The sequence below is a fragment of the Peribacillus aracenensis genome (assembly GCF_025175645.1).
GTDB classification, from domain to species: Bacteria; Bacillota; Bacilli; order Bacillales; family DSM-1321; genus Peribacillus; species Peribacillus aracenensis.
Map to the genome: position 1 here is coordinate 157,098 of NZ_JANZMJ010000003.1, position 15,721 is coordinate 172,818.

Sequence of the window (15,721 nt, forward strand, 5' to 3'; positions counted from 1 at the left end):
ACTGATTTTATGTAAATATGATGTTTTGTAATATCATCTATGGTCTTATATAATAGAAAGGTATAAAAAGTGGGAGTTTCTTGCCTTGAAGGAGGACACATAGATGAAAGTGATTAAAATTTCCCCGCGCGGCTATTGTTATGGCGTTGTCGATGCCATGGTCATCGCCCGAAATGCGGCTTTAGATAAAACCTTGCCACGTCCCATTTACATTTTAGGAATGATCGTGCATAACAAACATGTGACGGATGCGTTCGAAGAAGAAGGCATCATCACGTTGGACGGAAGCAACCGCAACGATATCATCGAACAGGTGGACAGCGGAACCGTCATCTTTACTGCTCACGGCGTTTCACCTGAGATTAGGAAGATCGCTGAGAAAAAAGGGCTTGTGACACTCGATGCAACATGTCCCGATGTTACCGCAACACATGACTTAATTCGGGAAAAACAAGCGGAAGGCTATCAAATCATTTATATTGGCAAAAAAGGCCATCCGGAACCAGAAGGTGCTGTCGGAGTTGCCCCTGATGTCGTTCACCTGGTTCAAAAGGATGAAGATGTGGAAGCCTTGACTTTGAATAGTGATAAGATCATCGTCACCAATCAAACAACGATGAGCCAATGGGATGTTTTGGATATCATGGATAAGGTCAAGGAAAAGTTCCCGCATGCCGAAGTCCATAAGGAAATTTGTTTAGCGACACAGGTTCGCCAAGAAGCGGTTGCCGAGCAAGCTGGCGAAGCTGATGTTTTAATCGTTGTCGGAGATCCCAAGAGTAATAATTCAAACCGTCTTGCACAAGTATCCCTAGAGATTGCCGGTACGAGAGCTTATCGAATCGCCGACATTTCCGAGCTGGACCTTGAATGGCTAAAGGATGCAGAAACGGTTGCCGTCACTTCGGGGGCTTCTACACCAACTCCGATCACGAAGGAAGTCATCACATTTCTAGAGCAATATGAAGCAAATGATGAATCGACTTGGAATACCGAAAAGAAAACGCCATTGCATAAGATTTTACCAAAAATTAAAGTGAAGAAATGATGCACAAAAACAAAGGCAGCCACTAAGGGCTGCCTTTTTCGTGTTATTTAAATGAAGCGGAAAGGGTCTGTATTCAGCCGGGATGGAATGAATTCAACATCGTAGTTCTTTTCGCGGCACATTTTTTCAAGGATTCGTGCAACACCTTTTTTCATCACCTTTTCAACATTGTGGCCCGGATCCACAATATTCAATCCAATCATCATCGCGTCATGGGCTGTATGGTAATACATATCACCTGTAACGTAAACATCAGCCCCCTTGAATTTCGCTGTCGTAAAGTATTTATTGCCGTCTCCGCCCAAAACGGCCACTTTTTTTATCGGACTTTGCAAATCTCCAACGACACGCACCCTTTCAACATCGAGAGTCCGCTTCACATGTTCGGAAAATTGTTCGAGTGTCATCTCTTCAGCAAGTACACCAATCTTTCCTAATCCAAGAGACTCACCTTTGTTCTCCAGTTTATATATATCGTGAGCAACTTCTTCATATGGATGGGCTTTAATCATCGCAGCTAGCACTTTCTTCTCGATATTTTCCGGGAATATCGTTTCAATCCTCATTTCAGCTACCTCTTCAAGCTTACCTTTAGAGCCAATTACCGGTTCACTGCCTTCACCTGGCAAGAAGCGTCCGGTCCCTTCCCCGGAAAACGAACAATTGCTGTAGTTCCCGATCGCTCCGGCCCCTGCCTTACCTAGGGCATCCCTCACCTTTTGTTCGTCAGTCTTTGGAACATATACGACCAATTTCTTTAGAGCTGTCTCATAAGTCGGAATCAATACCTCTGTATCCTGCAATTGTAGCGCTTCGGCAAGTAAATCATTCACTCCGCCCTTAGCAACATCCAAATTGGTATGTGCAGCATAAACAGCGATATCATGTTTGATCAGCTTCTCGATGATTCGGCCTCCAGCTGCGTTTGTATCGATCTTTTTCAATGGTCGGTAAATAAGCGGATGGTGGGCGATGATCAATTCCACGCCATGTTCTATCGCTTCGTCTACAACCTCTTCCAGCACATCAAGGGCAATCAGCACTTTAGTAACCGACTTATTGAGCTGCCCGACATGCAGCCCGATTGGATCTCCCTCCATTGCATAATACTTTGGGGAGAATTGTTCAAACGTTTCAATGATTTCGTGGCCATTCACTGTCTTCACCCTTTAAGCACCTCCTCAATTACTGAAATCTGAGATGTTAATTCATTGCGCTTCGTTTCCAGTCCGCTTCTTCCGCTTTCATCCAATTGTTCGATGATTCTTTCCAAATGTTTTTTCTCAAGCTGCCATTTTTTTATGAAAATGTCACTGAATTGCTCTCTTAAGTATGGACCGAAAGTGAGGCCGACTTGCTTGTTCACCCCATAAGGGCGGAGCGGTTCTCCTTTTTTCGCAATTAAGATCTCGTAGATTTTCCCATCTTCTTCAAGGATTTCCTCTCCACTAAGTTCCCAGCCGTTTTCGATTAACCAGCTGCGAACATTCGCTGCACCTACATTAGGCTGAAGGATAAGCCTTTCTGCCTTGCCGAGTTTTCCTTTTCCGCTTTCCAATATACTTGATATTAACGTTCCACCCATGCCGGCAATCGTAATGCATGTCGCTTCATCAGGATTCAATACTTCAAGCCCGTCTCCTTTACGGACTTCTATCTTGTCCCCAAGCCCCGTCATTGCCACTTGCTTGCGTGCCGACTGATAGGGACCTTCTACAACCTCACCTGCTATAGCGCTGTCACACAAGCCGTTAGTCACCGCATAGCACGGTAAGTAAGCATGGTCTGAACCTATATCTGCTAGAATGCTTCCTTTTGGTATATGTATGGCAACACGTTCTAATCTCATCGATAGTTTTTCATGATTCATATTTATCAACTCTCTTAATTCAAATAATGTCTTACTATAATAAGTTTCCCATTCGATTATACCAAGTTCAATCGAAAAATTACAGATAGGAGAAATGTGGCCCTTTCTATCAGTTGGCAAAAGAAATCTTCCACCTGGAATCTCCCTTTTCCGAAAAATGAAAAACTGACTCAAAAAGCTCGCTTTCCAACGATTTCTTGAGTCAGTTTCATGACTTATTTCAGTCCATGAATATATTCGGCCATGGCGTCAATATTCTGTTCTTCGACTAGACCTGGCGGCATTGCACCTCGTCCATTAGTGATCACTTCTTTAACCTCGTCCACCGACAGACGATCGCCAACTCCTTTTAGAGCAGGCCCTACACCGCCTTGATAGGCGTCACCATGACAAGAGATACAGTTTTGCTTATAAATGTCCTCAGGTGATGCTGAGGCATTTTCTGTTTCTTCTGTCTTTTCGCCGCCCTCTTTTTCCTTAGCAAGATCTTTGGCATCACCCAAACCTTTAAACGAAAGTAAAAACATAAGTCCAATACCAAAAACCATGATAATAATAAAAGGCATTACTGGATTGCGATTCATAGTATTTCCTCCCCTATGTAGAACCTAAACTTACCATAATTAATATTATATACAAACAACTATATATTATTTTACTTGAAAAGAGTTTCAAGTAAAAGCCCAAAAATAGAAGATATTATATAATTTCTTAAAATTGTCAAAAACTTATGTATATTTCCAAACATTTTACTTTTTCTTACATATGTTCATAGTACCCTAAATTCATCATTTAAAACCGCTGGTTATATTAATAAAAAGTAAAGAATGACAAGTGCTCCCAGGCCTCCCGCTATGGAAAAATGGAGCAGCTTCAGTTTTTTGCCCATTAGTATCCAGATTCCGCAATTAATGAACAAGCAAATATAAAGGATACCTACTTTGCCGGGTGCCATGAATTCCGCAAAACTGATGGTTAGTAAAAGCAATGATAGCACCATTCCCATCAACGACATTTGAAAAATGATCTTCCTGCCGTTAAAGCGGCGGACCGCCAGCCAAAAGACAAGTATTGAAATTGTTGTCATAAGCATTTGCATTCTTATGGGTATTTCAGTAAAATAATTCAAAAATACAATAAATGCAAAAAGGGCCCCAATCAACAGCCCTGAAAAGATGTCGTTTTTTTTGCTCTCGGTTTTAATCGATTTAGATGGCGGCTGTTCGCCTTGACAGTATAATGCAAGCAGATAATTACAATATTGTTCTGGAAGCATACGGCTTTCCTTCCAGGAGTTTATTTCTTGAATGATGATTTTCTTTCTCATCTCATCCATGGATCTCACTTCCTCATCACTTTTTAACGGCTTAGCTTTTTAGTTATGTAAATTGTTTCCGATTCCATTATACGGAAAAATGGATACGTATTGTTCTTTCAAGGATATTTTTACATCAAAATTAAAAAAAGAGCCGCTCCCGAACGCTAGGCATTCAAAGAGGGCTCTGTAAAGGACTATACATTCTATTCCAGGAAATCTTTCAAGCGTTTGCTGCGGCTTGGATGTCTAAGTTTACGTAGCGCCTTCGCTTCGATTTGACGGATACGCTCGCGGGTGACCCCGAACACTTTACCCACCTCTTCAAGAGTACGGGTGCGGCCATCATCAAGCCCAAAGCGGAGTCTCAAGACGTTCTCTTCACGGTCTGTAAGAGTATCCAATACGTCTTCAAGCTGTTCTTTCAAAAGTTCATATGCTGCATGTTCCGATGGGGAAGTCGCATCCTGATCTTCAATGAAATCACCTAAATGTGAATCGTCCTCTTCACCTATTGGCGTTTCCAATGAAACAGGCTCCTGAGCTATTTTCAAGATTTCACGAACTTTTTCAGGTGTTAAGTCCATATCCTCCGCAATTTCTTCCGGAGAAGGTTCACGGCCTAAATCCTGAAGAAGCTGTCTTTGGACACGGATCAATTTATTGATGGTTTCCACCATATGCACCGGTATCCGGATCGTTCTTGCTTGGTCGGCAATGGCACGGGTTATCGCTTGGCGAATCCACCATGTTGCATACGTACTGAACTTGAATCCCTTGCGGTAATCAAATTTTTCCACTGCCTTGATAAGTCCCATATTACCTTCCTGAATCAAATCAAGGAAAAGCATTCCGCGTCCGACATAGCGCTTGGCGATACTGACAACAAGACGGAGGTTAGCTTCTGCCAAACGGCGTTTCGCTTCTTCATCTCCATCTTCAATTCTCGTCGCCAGAGATATTTCCTCTTCTGCCGATAAAAGGTCGACCCGACCAATTTCCTTTAAATACATGCGTACTGGGTCATTAATTTTAACGCCAGGAGGAACACTTAAATCATTTAAGTCAAACTCTTCCTCTTTTGCAAGTTTCTTCTCATCTGGATCGTCTTCATCTTCGTCTTCCTCACCATCAGTGAGTATTTCGACGCCATTTTCTGCTAACACCTCATAGAACTCATCCATTTGATCGGAATCCAACTCAAAACCGCCAATCATTTCAGCAATTTTTTCTAAAGTCAAAGAGCCCCGTTTTTTACCTAGCTCTAGTAATTTTTCTTTCACCTGTTCAAGGCTAAATTCATTATCAACTTGTTTGGAACGTGCTGGTTTTTCAGCCATTAGTTCCCCTCCTTCCAGGACTTACACCTAAACGACTACAACATTTTACGCAATTTAATGATTTCCATGGCAATTTGTGCAGCAGTGACATAATCACTTCGTCTAACTGCATCTTTTTCTTCAACTTGTTTTTCTTTTATCTTTAACAACTTTTCATATTTCAACACTTGATTTATACAATCGGTCAGTTCTTTATCGGTAACTTCCTCATTCACTGACATCATTTCTATTTCAGAAACGATCCTTCTCAAGTTTGGATCCGGTAAATAAGTAAGGAAAAAGCTTGTATCCGGTTCGTGTCCATCTTCATAGAACGCATATAAATAGGTGATGATTGCCTGATGTTCATCTACATGAAAGACCGTTTGACCAAGCAACTGCTGAATTTTGAATGTCATATCCCTGCTTTTTAGCATATGGGCAATCAACTTCATTTCAGCATTATGGTGAGCAGGCTTTAACTTATGCTCATATTGCAGGGCCATCTTCTTTGGAGCTGCTGGCTGCGGCAGTGTCCCCTTCTTGCGTTCCGTAAAGAACACCTGACGCTGCTGCTGTTCCAGCGCATCCAATGAAAGGGAAAATTCAGAGGATAGCTGCCGGAGATAATGATCCCTCTCCACTGCATTGGGCAATCGCGAAATTTCCTTAAGGACTTCTTCGATATATTGAATTCGATCTCCTTCATTATTTACATTTTTCCCTCGACGCAAATAATGCATTTTGAATGCCATGTAGGTTAAACTGGCCCCTATTACTTCAGAAACAAAGCTTTTTTCACCGAATTCCTTTATGTAGTCATCGGGGTCCAAGTTATCAGGCATGAGAGCGACTTTCACGGAAAACTCATGGTCCTGTAACATATTAACTGCACGATTGGCAGCGTTCAATCCCGCAGAGTCCGAATCGTAGCAAATAAGTATCTGGTCAGTATTTCTTTTTAAAAGCTGGATATGCTGGTCCGTCAGGGCAGTACCCATTGTAGCGACCGCATTCTCCACACCTGCGCCAACCGCTGAAATGCAATCGGCAAAGCCTTCAAAAATGACAGCTTGTTCTTTCTTTCGTATGTGTGGTCTTGCATGATGGAAATTATATAAAGTTTTACTTTTATTAAAGATTGGCGTTTCAGGACTATTCAAATATTTGGGCTCATCGTCCCCCATCGCTCTTCCTGAAAACGCAATCGTATTTCCTTGATGATCCATAATTGGAAACATGACTCTATTTCTGAAACGGTCAAAATATGACTCGTCTTTTTCCCTGTAAATAATAAGCCCTGCCTGCTCCATGTATTCCGCTGGAAACCCGCGTTTTAAAAGGAATTTGGACACGAAGTCCCATGAATCCAAAGAGTAGCCAATTTGGAACTTTTCTATCGTTTCTTCAGTAAACCCGCGTTTAAGTAAATATTCGAGAGCATCCTGCCCCTCTTTCGTATTAACGAGGAGATGATGATAAAACTTCCTCAGCAGGTCATGGGCTTCAATCATTTGCTGAGAGCCTGCCGGCATGTTAGATCGCTTGGAATCCTTATTGATTTCAACATCCAAAGGAACATTTCCCTTTTCAGCTAAAACTTTTGCAGATTCCACAAAGCTGTAGCCTTCTATATCCATCAAGAAGGTAAAAATATTCCCGCCTGCCCCGCAACCAAAACAGTGAAAAATTTGTTTTTCCGTTGAAACGGAAAACGAAGGCGAGTTTTCACCATGAAAAGGACATAGGCCAAAGTAATTGCGCCCCTGCTTCTTCAGCTGGACATACTCCCCAATTAAATCAACAATGTCAACAGCTTCGCGAATTTGATTAATTTTCTCATCTTCTATACGGCCATTTATCATTTTTCCACCTTGCAATATTGGTGATAGTTTTTAATTCGATACTGTTTCCTAATTCCCTGCAAAGTTCGACAATGTTTTCATAAGTTTATTTGTAAAACATGCACGATCTTCCTTTGTGAATGCTTTCGGCCCTTTCGTATGTTTACCCTGCCTGCGGAGTTTCGCCGACTGATAACGCATATCCAAGAGCATGAAAATATTCTCGTCAGTGTATTCTTTTCCCCTTGGCGAAAGGACATAAACGTTTTTAGGAAGCAGGGTCCCAGCCAAACCAATATCTGCTGTAACGACAATATCACCCTTTTTTACTGAGTTTACTATATAAAGATCTGCCGCTTCTTTGTCTGCATCGACATAAACCCATTTACCTTCAGGGTTATTCATCATATTTTTATATGATGCAACAAAACAGACTTCAACATCGTGCAAATTTGCACAATGAAGGATTTCGTCTTTCACCGGGCATGCATCGGCATCGACGTGTATCGTAGGTTTATTATTCATACCTTCTAATTCTACATCTTTCTGCATAATCCTTTTTCTCCCCTAAAATTTATGAAGATATGGTGAATTTTCAGCATTGATTCAGAGGATTCCCTCTAAAAAGAGCACAAATCATTCTTCAAAGAATACCTGCTTATTTAAGTGAAAGCACCTCTTTTGCATTGAAAAAGTCCAGCCCTACCTGAATTATACGGAACATGTCGAATTATTTTTATAATAAAAACCTTGACATCTCATTAACCTTTAGTTTATTCCTTATTAATTAAGTCTAAACCTTAAGATTACTTTTTTCTCACAATTTTTTATTATAGTCTATTTGATTAGAAGATGCCAACATTTAAATTCTGAATGTTTTTTCATGCAAATCAACGGATTTGCGCTTGGAAACCAAGAGGGATTTTATGTAATTATTTTGAACTTATTCTTGTTATTCCCTTTTTTGACCTTGGCATTAAAATGTGAGCTGACACATAGAGTGTCTAGCTCACATTTTGATTTGCCTTAATTATAAGGATCAACGGTTTTTATTTTGAAGGATATTGATTATCAAATTGGCTGTTTCTTCGACAGCCTTATTGGTTACATCAATGATAGGACAGTTTAGCCTTGATAAGATTGTATCAAAGTATGTCAATTCTTCTTTTATTCGCTCCACATTTGCGTAAATGGCATGATCATTGAGCCCAAGTGACTTTAATCGTTCTTTACGAATATGGTTCAGCTTTTCCGGGCTGATCTTCAAACCGATGCATTTTTCAGGAGGTACCAGGAACAGCTCTTCTGGAGGTTCCACTTCAGGCACTAAAGGTACGTTCGCCACTTTATAGCGCTTGTGGGCTAAATACTGTGATAATGGTGTTTTGGAAGTGCGCGAAACACCCACAAGGACGATATCTGCACGTAAAATGCCCCGTGGGTCACGTCCATCATCATATTTTACAGCAAATTCAATGGCTTCCACACGCTTGAAATAGTCATCATCCAGCTTTCTCACCAGACCAGGTTCATTAAGCGGACCTTTTGGCGCCCTTTCCTGAAGGATGTCCATGAGCGGCCCTAAAATGTCATAAGCAGACAGGTTTTCTTTCTCGACCTGTGCTTTCATATACGCTCTAATGGCTGGCTTGACAAGAGTATAAGCAATGATCGCCCCATCCAACTTAGCCAGTGATATCACTTCATCCACGTTTTGTTCATCTTCAATATACGGAATTCTCTTTATGGAAAAAGCAGATCCCGAGAACTGGCTTGCAGCGGCTTTTGTAACCAATTCCGCTGTTTCCCCTACTGAATCCGATACAACATATATAATAGAACCGTTCATATTCTCCGTCATTCCTTTTGCAAGCCCCCTAATAGCCTTCATCAGCCAAAGCTACGAATGCTTTCGTAATATTGGTTTTTGTAATCCTTCCAATTACTTCATAGCCTTTTTCTGTGTCTTTGACGACCGGTAATGAGTCGATTTGTTTATCAATCAATTTTTTGGCAACATCAATCAACAGGTCTTCTTTTGAACACATGGTTATATTGGGCATCCTAGTCATGATGATGTTGACTGGAATGGAGTTAAGCTCCTGTTTCCCAATACTCGCACGCAACAAGTCTTTCCTTGATAAGACACCAACAAGCAATGCATGCTTATCGACGACGAACATTGTTCCGACATCTTCTAAAAACATCATGACTATTGCATCATATACGGAAATGCCCTCGTCAACAACGACAGGTATCGATTGGTAGTCTCGTACATAAAGATGGTTGAGGCTATCTGTCAAAAGCTGTGTCCCTGACCTGCCTGTATAGAAATACCCCACCCGGGGCCTGGCATCAAGAAAACCTGCCATCGTTAAAATCGCTAGATCTGGACGAAGTGTCGCCCTGGTAAGGTTCAATCTATCCGCAATATGTTCTCCAGTAATCGGTCCGTTTTCTTTTACGATTTGTAAAATCTGTTCCTGACGCTTATTCAATTGGATTATAATCACCACCCCACTGCTTTCGCAGAGTAAAGTAACAAAAGTTGTTCATTTAATAATTATATACTAAATTATTTAATTAGGGCATTTTTGTCCTATTTATTGACCATTTATCTTTTGAAGAAATCGGAAGCCCTTATTTAAAGGGTTTCCGATTTCCATACATCCTTTCGATCATGTAAGGATGATTTTATTCATGGCAGCAAAACCTGCAACTAAATCACTGATTTCCTTCATTAAGGATAAACGGTTATTACGGATTGCTTCATCCTCTGCCATGACCATTGTATTCTCGAAATATGACTCTATTTCCGTTTGCAGCGAAACAAGCTGTTCAAACCGCTCATTCTCATCTTTGGATTCCATATAATGCTTTGCCACTTTTTGATATTTTACGTATAACGCATTCTCTTGATCATTTTCAAAGGCACTAGGGTCGACAGTTACCTTTTTGTCACATTTCACGGCAATGTTCATGACCCGACTCAAAGCTTCCAGATTTTCTTTAAAGCCAGCTTCGTCTTTTTTCGCATTCAAGACATGTGCACGTTCCACGATGGAATGGATATAGCCGATCTCATTGAACAGAACTGCATCAATCAAATCGTAACGGATTTGCTGTTCTTGAAGCAGGTGTTTGACACGGGCTTTAAAGAATGTGAACATATCCGCTTTAACTTCTTCAAGATCACGTTTTAAGATGCCTTTTGATTCCAGTCCTTTAAGGCCTAAAACAATAAGCTCCTCCAAAGAAATATCCCATTTTTTCTCAGCTAGGATTTGGACGACCCCGCTCGCCTGCCTTCTTAATGCGTAAGGATCCTGGGAACCTGTCGGAATGACACCAATAGCGAAGAATGAAGACAAAGTATCAATTTTTTCAGCTAAACTCACAACCGCACCAATTACTGAAGGCGGTACAATGTCATCCGCATGTCTTGGCATATAATGTTCATTGATAGCTGCGGCCACTTCTTTGGCTTCCCCTTTTAGGAGAGCATATTTTTCACCCATATACCCTTGCAATTCAGGGAATTCATAAACCATATGACTCACCAAATCGAACTTGGCAATTGCCGCTGTACGAAGCGCCATTTCTTTTTCGGCCTTTAAGTTCAAAGCATCCGCAAGGGCACCGGTCACTGCAGTTACCCGGGCAGTTTTCTCGGCTAATGTACCAATTTCTTCATGATAAACGATACTGTCAAGTTTTTTCAAAGCATCCGAAATCTCTTTTTTCTGATCTTCTTTATAGAAGAATGCTGCATCCGATAAGCGGGCACGCAATACTTTTTCATTCCCTTTAGAGACCTTATCCAAATGACGGTCATCGCCGTTACGCACGGTTACAAAGTAAGCAAGCAGTTTCCCGTCCTTATCTTTAACAGGGAAATAACGTTGGTGTTCCTTCATTGAAGTGATAAGTACCTCAGCAGGAAGCTCTAGGAATTCTTCTTCAAAATGTCCAAATAACACCGTTGGATACTCTACCAAATTATTGACTTCTTCAAGCAGATCTTCATCGACCGGGATGATCCAGCCTTTCTCCTGCTCAAGCTCTTTAATCTGATCCAATATAACTTGTCGGCGTTTATCTGGATCCGCCATTATAAATTGTTCTTTTAGCGTATCCTCATACCGTTCCGGCTGCTCGATGATTACGCTATCGCCCAAGAAACGGTGTCCTTTTGTTACACGGCCCGTTTTCACGTCAGCAATGCTAAATGGAACGATATCATTGCCGAATAAGGCAATCAGCCATTTAATCGGACGGACGAAGCGGAGCTCCTGATTAGCCCAGCGCATATTTTTCGGGAATGTCATGCCGCTGATGATTTCCTGAAGCTCAGATAAAAGCTGAGCAGTCTGCTGTCCTTTTATGAATTTATTCACATGGGCATATTCCACACCCTTGAGTTCTTTAAAATAAATGTCCTCTGGAGTCATGCCTTGACCCCTGACGAATCCCAATGCGGCCTTAGACCAGTTGCCTTCACTGTCCAAAGCGATTTTCTTAGCCGGACCTTTTGCTTCTTCTTCGATATCCTTTTGGGATTCTTCCACATCTTTCACCAATACAGCTAAACGTCTTGGTGTGGAAAAAGCTTCAACCGTTCCGAATTCAATCGCTTTTTCCGTTAGCCATTGCTGTACTTTATCTGACAATTGTTTCATTGATGCTGTCACAAAACGGGCAGGCAGCTCTTCCAATCCAATCTCCAATAACAAATCACGCTTGCTCATTTGTATTCTCCCCTTTCACTTTCAGGATCGGGAAGCCTAATTTTTCCCGCTCTTCATAGAAGGTTTTGGCAACCTTACGCGCTAAGTTACGGCAACGGGCAATATAACCCGTTCTTTCCGTCACCGAGATGGCACCTTTGGCATCCAAAAGGTTAAATGTATGTGAACATTTCAAAACATAATCATATGCAGGATGTACAAGTCCTTCTTCCATTTGGCGATGCGCTTCCTTTTCATACATCGTGAAAAGCTGGAATAGCATATCAAGGTCGGAGGTTTCGAACGTATATTTCGAATGTTCGTATTCCGGCTGGCCAAATATATCCCGAACTGTGAATCCATCTGTCCATTCTAGGTCAAATACGTTTTCCTTATCTTGAATGTAAGAGGCGAGACGTTCGATTCCGTATGTAATTTCCACTGAAACCGGCTTACACTCAAGGCCGCCCACTTGTTGGAAATAGGTAAATTGAGTGATTTCCATTCCATCAAGCCATACTTCCCAACCTAGACCAGCACATCCTAGTGATGGATTTTCCCAGTTGTCCTCCACAAAACGAATATCATGCTCAAGCGGATTTATCCCTAATGCGCGTAATGAATCCAAATATAACTCTTGGATATTGTCAGGCGACGGCTTCATGATCACTTGGAACTGATGATGCTGATACAGTCGATTAGGGTTCTCGCCATAACGGCCGTCAGCAGGACGGCGGGAAGGTTCCACGTAAGCAACGCTCCAAGGCTCCGGTCCAATGGCTCTCAGGAACGTGTATGGGCTCATCGTTCCTGCCCCTTTCTCTACATCATAAGCATTCATCAATATGCAGCCTTGTTCAGACCAATGCTTTTGTAACGTTAAAATCATATTTTGAATATTCATCGTACACCTCCAGATTATTTAAAACGGCTCTTATTAAAATTCAGGAATAGGAACCCATTACATCTTGGCAAACAAAAAACTCCCGTCCCTATGCGAAATGCATAGGGACGAGAGTATACCCGCGGTTCCACCCTAATTGCCGTTTATAAAACGGCCTCTTTTCAAAGCAATATGCTCCGGAAACGCCCTTCCCTGTAAATCCATATCCCGGCTTCCACCGTCCCGGGTTCGCTTTTTATGGAGAATGACAGATACTCTTTTCCATCAACGCAATCTTCTTATTTTGATGATTAGAATTTTATACAAACTAGCATTGAATGTCAATAGGTCAGATCCTAAAACATATCTTTCATCGTATCAATCTGTTTCAGGAACTTTTTTGATTTCAAATGCAGACCGGAATATTCCTCATAATATGCATCGATGATCTTCCGAAGTTCTTTTTTCGTTTCAGGCTTAACGGAAATGTTTCCGAGCCTTGATAAATCGAAATAATAAAAGATTCGAAGCAATTTGACGGCCGCAGGTGAAATTTTATAATGATAAGGGTCCTTCCCCAGACAGCGGTGACAGATAAAGCCCGCTTCCCGAAGCGAGAAGGAGAATTCCCCTTCCGTTTCGCCACATACAGCACACTGATTCAGCACTGGATTAATCCCATTTACAGGCAGCATCTTCATTTCAAAAATGAATTTCAAAACCTCAGCGTCATATTCCTCGTTTATGTAATGCAAGGTTTGCGAAAGCAATTCATATAAATACGGATTCGGTTTCTTATCCTCGACGCTTTTATCAAGCAATTCAACAATATATGAAGCATAAGCAGTGGCAAAAAGATCCTCCCGTATGAAACGGAGTGAATCGACCATTTCGCCTTGCTGAAGACTGCCGAGTCCGGTTGATGTGGTTACGAGAAAATACCCGGAGCAAAAAAGCTGTGTGACGGCAGAAAGCCTGCTGTTAGGTTTACTGGCTCCTCTAGCCATAACGCCAATTTTTCCTAGCTCACGGGTATATATAGTAATGATTTTGTTATTTTCTCCATATGCAGTTCGCCTTATGACAATGCCCTCACATTTTTGGAGCATACCAAGACACCACCCATGCTCGCCAAGACTAACCTATGAAACAGGAAAATCAATTTCTGCTAGCTCATCGTTCAAAACCAAGTGTCTTTCCTGTCTCTCGACTTCTATCTCCTTAAACAGCAAATAGGTGTCCACATTACCTGTTTCAGTAAATAACTCCCAGGTAAAATCCAACATATAAAGCCCACCTTTCATTTTTAACTAGCAATGAATATCCGACCATATGGTTAGCTTGACCGTTTTCCGAACTTTCATGACGCGTAAATTTTGTTAATTAATACTCGCTCTCATTGAAGCCATAATCGCGAAGCTGGCTTGCTTTGTTCCGCCAATCCTTCTGTACCTTCACCCATAGTTCCAAGAAAACTTTCGAGCCCAATAAGTTTTCGATATCCACTCTGGCACGGCTGCCGACTTCTTTAAGCATTTTCCCTTGCTTTCCGATGACAATGCCTTTTTGTGAATCGCGTTCGACAACGATCGTCGCCATGACATTAATGGTATCACTGTTGTCCATTTTTTTAATTGAATCGATGACAACAGCCACTGAATGTGGAATTTCTTCACGTGTCAGGTGCAGTACCTTTTCGCGGACCAATTCGGAAATGATAAAACGCTCCGGGTGGTCTGTCACTTGGTCAGCTGGATAAAACTGGGGACCCTCTGGCAGATGTTCCTTGATTTGTTCAAGCAGTGTATCAACATTATTTCCTTCAAGCGCAGAAATCGGAACGACCGCCGCAAAAGGGTATAGCTGTTGGTATTTTTCTATGATCGGAAGTAAATCATCTGGATGCATCGCATCGATTTTGTTTACAACCAGGAAAACAGGCGTTTTTACGGATTGAAGTTTTTCGATGATAAACTCGTCACCGCGTCCGTATCCTTCCGTCGCATTGATCATGAAGAGAATCAAATCGACTTCCTTCAATGTATTCGTTGCCACTTTCATCATGAAGTCACCAAGCTTATGCTTTGGTTTATGAATGCCGGGTGTATCGATGAAAATCATTTGTGAATCGTTCTGCGTAAGTACACCCTGGACCTTATTTCTTGTAGTTTGCGGTTTATCACTCATAATGGCGATCTTTTGACCGATGACCCGATTCAGAAATGTACTCTTCCCAACATTGGGTCGTCCAATAATCGATATGAAACCTGATTTGTAACCTTTTACTTGTGTATCATCAAATAGTTTATTCATTTAAATCCTCCGGTGAAAAAGCTCCTGGAAGCAATTCCTGTACTGTTAATTCTTTTATATCCCCATGTAAGTTGGTCAAAACGACCGGCATATCCTTTTCACACAGTTCCGAAATAACTTGTCTGCATGCCCCGCATGGGGAAACGGGACCATCGGTATCTGCCACGACTGCGAGTTTGGTGAATTTTTTATCGTTATGGGCATAAGCGCTGAATAAAGCTGTCCTTTCGGCGCAGTTACACATGCTGTATGCAGCATTTTCTATATTGCAACCATGATAGACCTTTCCATCAGAGGTTAAAAGGGCAGCCCCCACCTTAAATTTGGAGTAAGGCACATAAGCTTTATCCCTTGCTTTTTTAGCTTCCTCAATCAATTCTTTTGTATTCAATTCACATCTTC

General features: G+C 41.6%; 16 protein-coding genes and 1 other annotated feature. Of the genes, 1 reads left to right on the forward strand and 15 read right to left on the reverse strand.

From position 1 onward, the window contains the following. The first annotated feature begins 103 nt into the window (after nt 1-103). The gene (locus tag N0M92_RS05015; protein ID WP_260284717.1) at nt 104-1,048 is read left to right on the forward strand and encodes a 4-hydroxy-3-methylbut-2-enyl diphosphate reductase; all 945 of its coding nucleotides are present in this window, start codon (nt 104-106) and stop codon (nt 1,046-1,048) included. Between the two features lie 47 nt (nt 1,049-1,095). Here the strand turns inward: N0M92_RS05015 and N0M92_RS05020 are convergent, their stop codons facing one another. The 15 genes from N0M92_RS05020 to N0M92_RS05090 form a co-directional block, all read right to left on the reverse strand. Then, on the reverse strand, nt 1,096-2,214 hold the full coding sequence (locus N0M92_RS05020) for a Nif3-like dinuclear metal center hexameric protein (RefSeq protein WP_260284718.1): 1,119 nt from the start codon (nt 2,212-2,214) through the stop codon (nt 1,096-1,098). After that, complete coding sequence (locus tag N0M92_RS05025) at nt 2,211-2,918, reverse strand: tRNA (adenine(22)-N(1))-methyltransferase (RefSeq protein WP_260284840.1); 708 nt, start codon at nt 2,916-2,918, stop codon at nt 2,211-2,213. The genes N0M92_RS05020 and N0M92_RS05025 overlap by 4 nt, the downstream gene beginning before the upstream one ends. Nucleotides 2,919-3,133: 215 nt before the next feature. Further along, nucleotides 3,134-3,502: a cytochrome c550 gene (gene cccA / locus N0M92_RS05030; RefSeq protein WP_260284719.1), complete on the reverse strand. Its 369-nt coding sequence runs from the start codon at nt 3,500-3,502 to the stop codon at nt 3,134-3,136. Nucleotides 3,503-3,723: 221 nt separating this feature from the next. After that, entirely contained in the window at nt 3,724-4,254 is a 531-nt protein-coding gene (locus N0M92_RS05035) for a hypothetical protein (RefSeq protein WP_260284720.1), read from the reverse strand. A gap of 185 nt (nt 4,255-4,439) precedes the next feature. Continuing rightward, complete coding sequence (rpoD, locus tag N0M92_RS05040) at nt 4,440-5,573, reverse strand: RNA polymerase sigma factor RpoD (protein ID WP_034308477.1); 1,134 nt, start codon at nt 5,571-5,573, stop codon at nt 4,440-4,442. A gap of 35 nt (nt 5,574-5,608) precedes the next feature. Next, nucleotides 5,609-7,414 carry a DNA primase gene (gene dnaG / locus N0M92_RS05045; RefSeq protein WP_192208344.1) on the reverse strand — a complete coding sequence of 602 codons (1,806 nt, stop codon included), beginning with the start codon at nt 7,412-7,414 and terminating at the stop codon, nt 5,609-5,611. A gap of 51 nt (nt 7,415-7,465) precedes the next feature. Further along, nucleotides 7,466-7,921 carry a YaiI/YqxD family protein gene (locus N0M92_RS05050; RefSeq protein ID WP_144526817.1) on the reverse strand — a complete coding sequence of 152 codons (456 nt, stop codon included), beginning with the start codon at nt 7,919-7,921 and terminating at the stop codon, nt 7,466-7,468. A gap of 514 nt (nt 7,922-8,435) precedes the next feature. After that, nucleotides 8,436-9,257 carry a pyruvate, water dikinase regulatory protein gene (locus N0M92_RS05055; RefSeq protein WP_397443803.1) on the reverse strand — a complete coding sequence of 274 codons (822 nt, stop codon included), beginning with the start codon at nt 9,255-9,257 and terminating at the stop codon, nt 8,436-8,438. A gap of 16 nt (nt 9,258-9,273) precedes the next feature. Continuing rightward, the gene (locus N0M92_RS05060; RefSeq protein ID WP_034308483.1) at nt 9,274-9,912 is read right to left on the reverse strand and encodes a helix-turn-helix transcriptional regulator; all 639 of its coding nucleotides are present in this window, start codon (nt 9,910-9,912) and stop codon (nt 9,274-9,276) included. Nucleotides 9,913-10,074: 162 nt separating this feature from the next. After that, on the reverse strand, nt 10,075-12,144 hold the full coding sequence (gene glyS, locus N0M92_RS05065) for a glycine--tRNA ligase subunit beta (protein ID WP_260284721.1): 2,070 nt from the start codon (nt 12,142-12,144) through the stop codon (nt 10,075-10,077). After that, a complete protein-coding gene (glyQ, locus tag N0M92_RS05070) occupies nt 12,131-13,027 on the reverse strand; it encodes a glycine--tRNA ligase subunit alpha (protein WP_034308488.1) in 897 nt (298 codons plus the stop codon). Before glyQ ends, glyS begins: the two co-directional genes overlap by 14 nt. 100 nt (nt 13,028-13,127) lie before the next feature. Further along, nucleotides 13,128-13,304: a binding site (T-box leader), on the reverse strand. A gap of 58 nt (nt 13,305-13,362) precedes the next feature. Beyond that, on the reverse strand, nt 13,363-14,115 hold the full coding sequence (recO, locus tag N0M92_RS05075; RefSeq protein ID WP_260284722.1) for a DNA repair protein RecO: 753 nt from the start codon (nt 14,113-14,115) through the stop codon (nt 13,363-13,365). A 33-nt stretch (nt 14,116-14,148) separates the two neighbouring features. Further along, entirely contained in the window at nt 14,149-14,292 is a 144-nt protein-coding gene (locus tag N0M92_RS05080) for a YqzL family protein (protein WP_076365246.1), read from the reverse strand. 97 nt (nt 14,293-14,389) lie between these two features. Beyond that, nucleotides 14,390-15,319, reverse strand: coding sequence for a GTPase Era (era, locus tag N0M92_RS05085; RefSeq protein WP_260284723.1), 930 nt, complete (start codon nt 15,317-15,319; stop codon nt 14,390-14,392). Then, a complete protein-coding gene (locus tag N0M92_RS05090) occupies nt 15,312-15,710 on the reverse strand; it encodes a cytidine deaminase (protein ID WP_260284724.1) in 399 nt (132 codons plus the stop codon). The genes era and N0M92_RS05090 overlap by 8 nt, the downstream gene beginning before the upstream one ends. Nucleotides 15,711-15,721 lie beyond the last annotated feature (11 nt).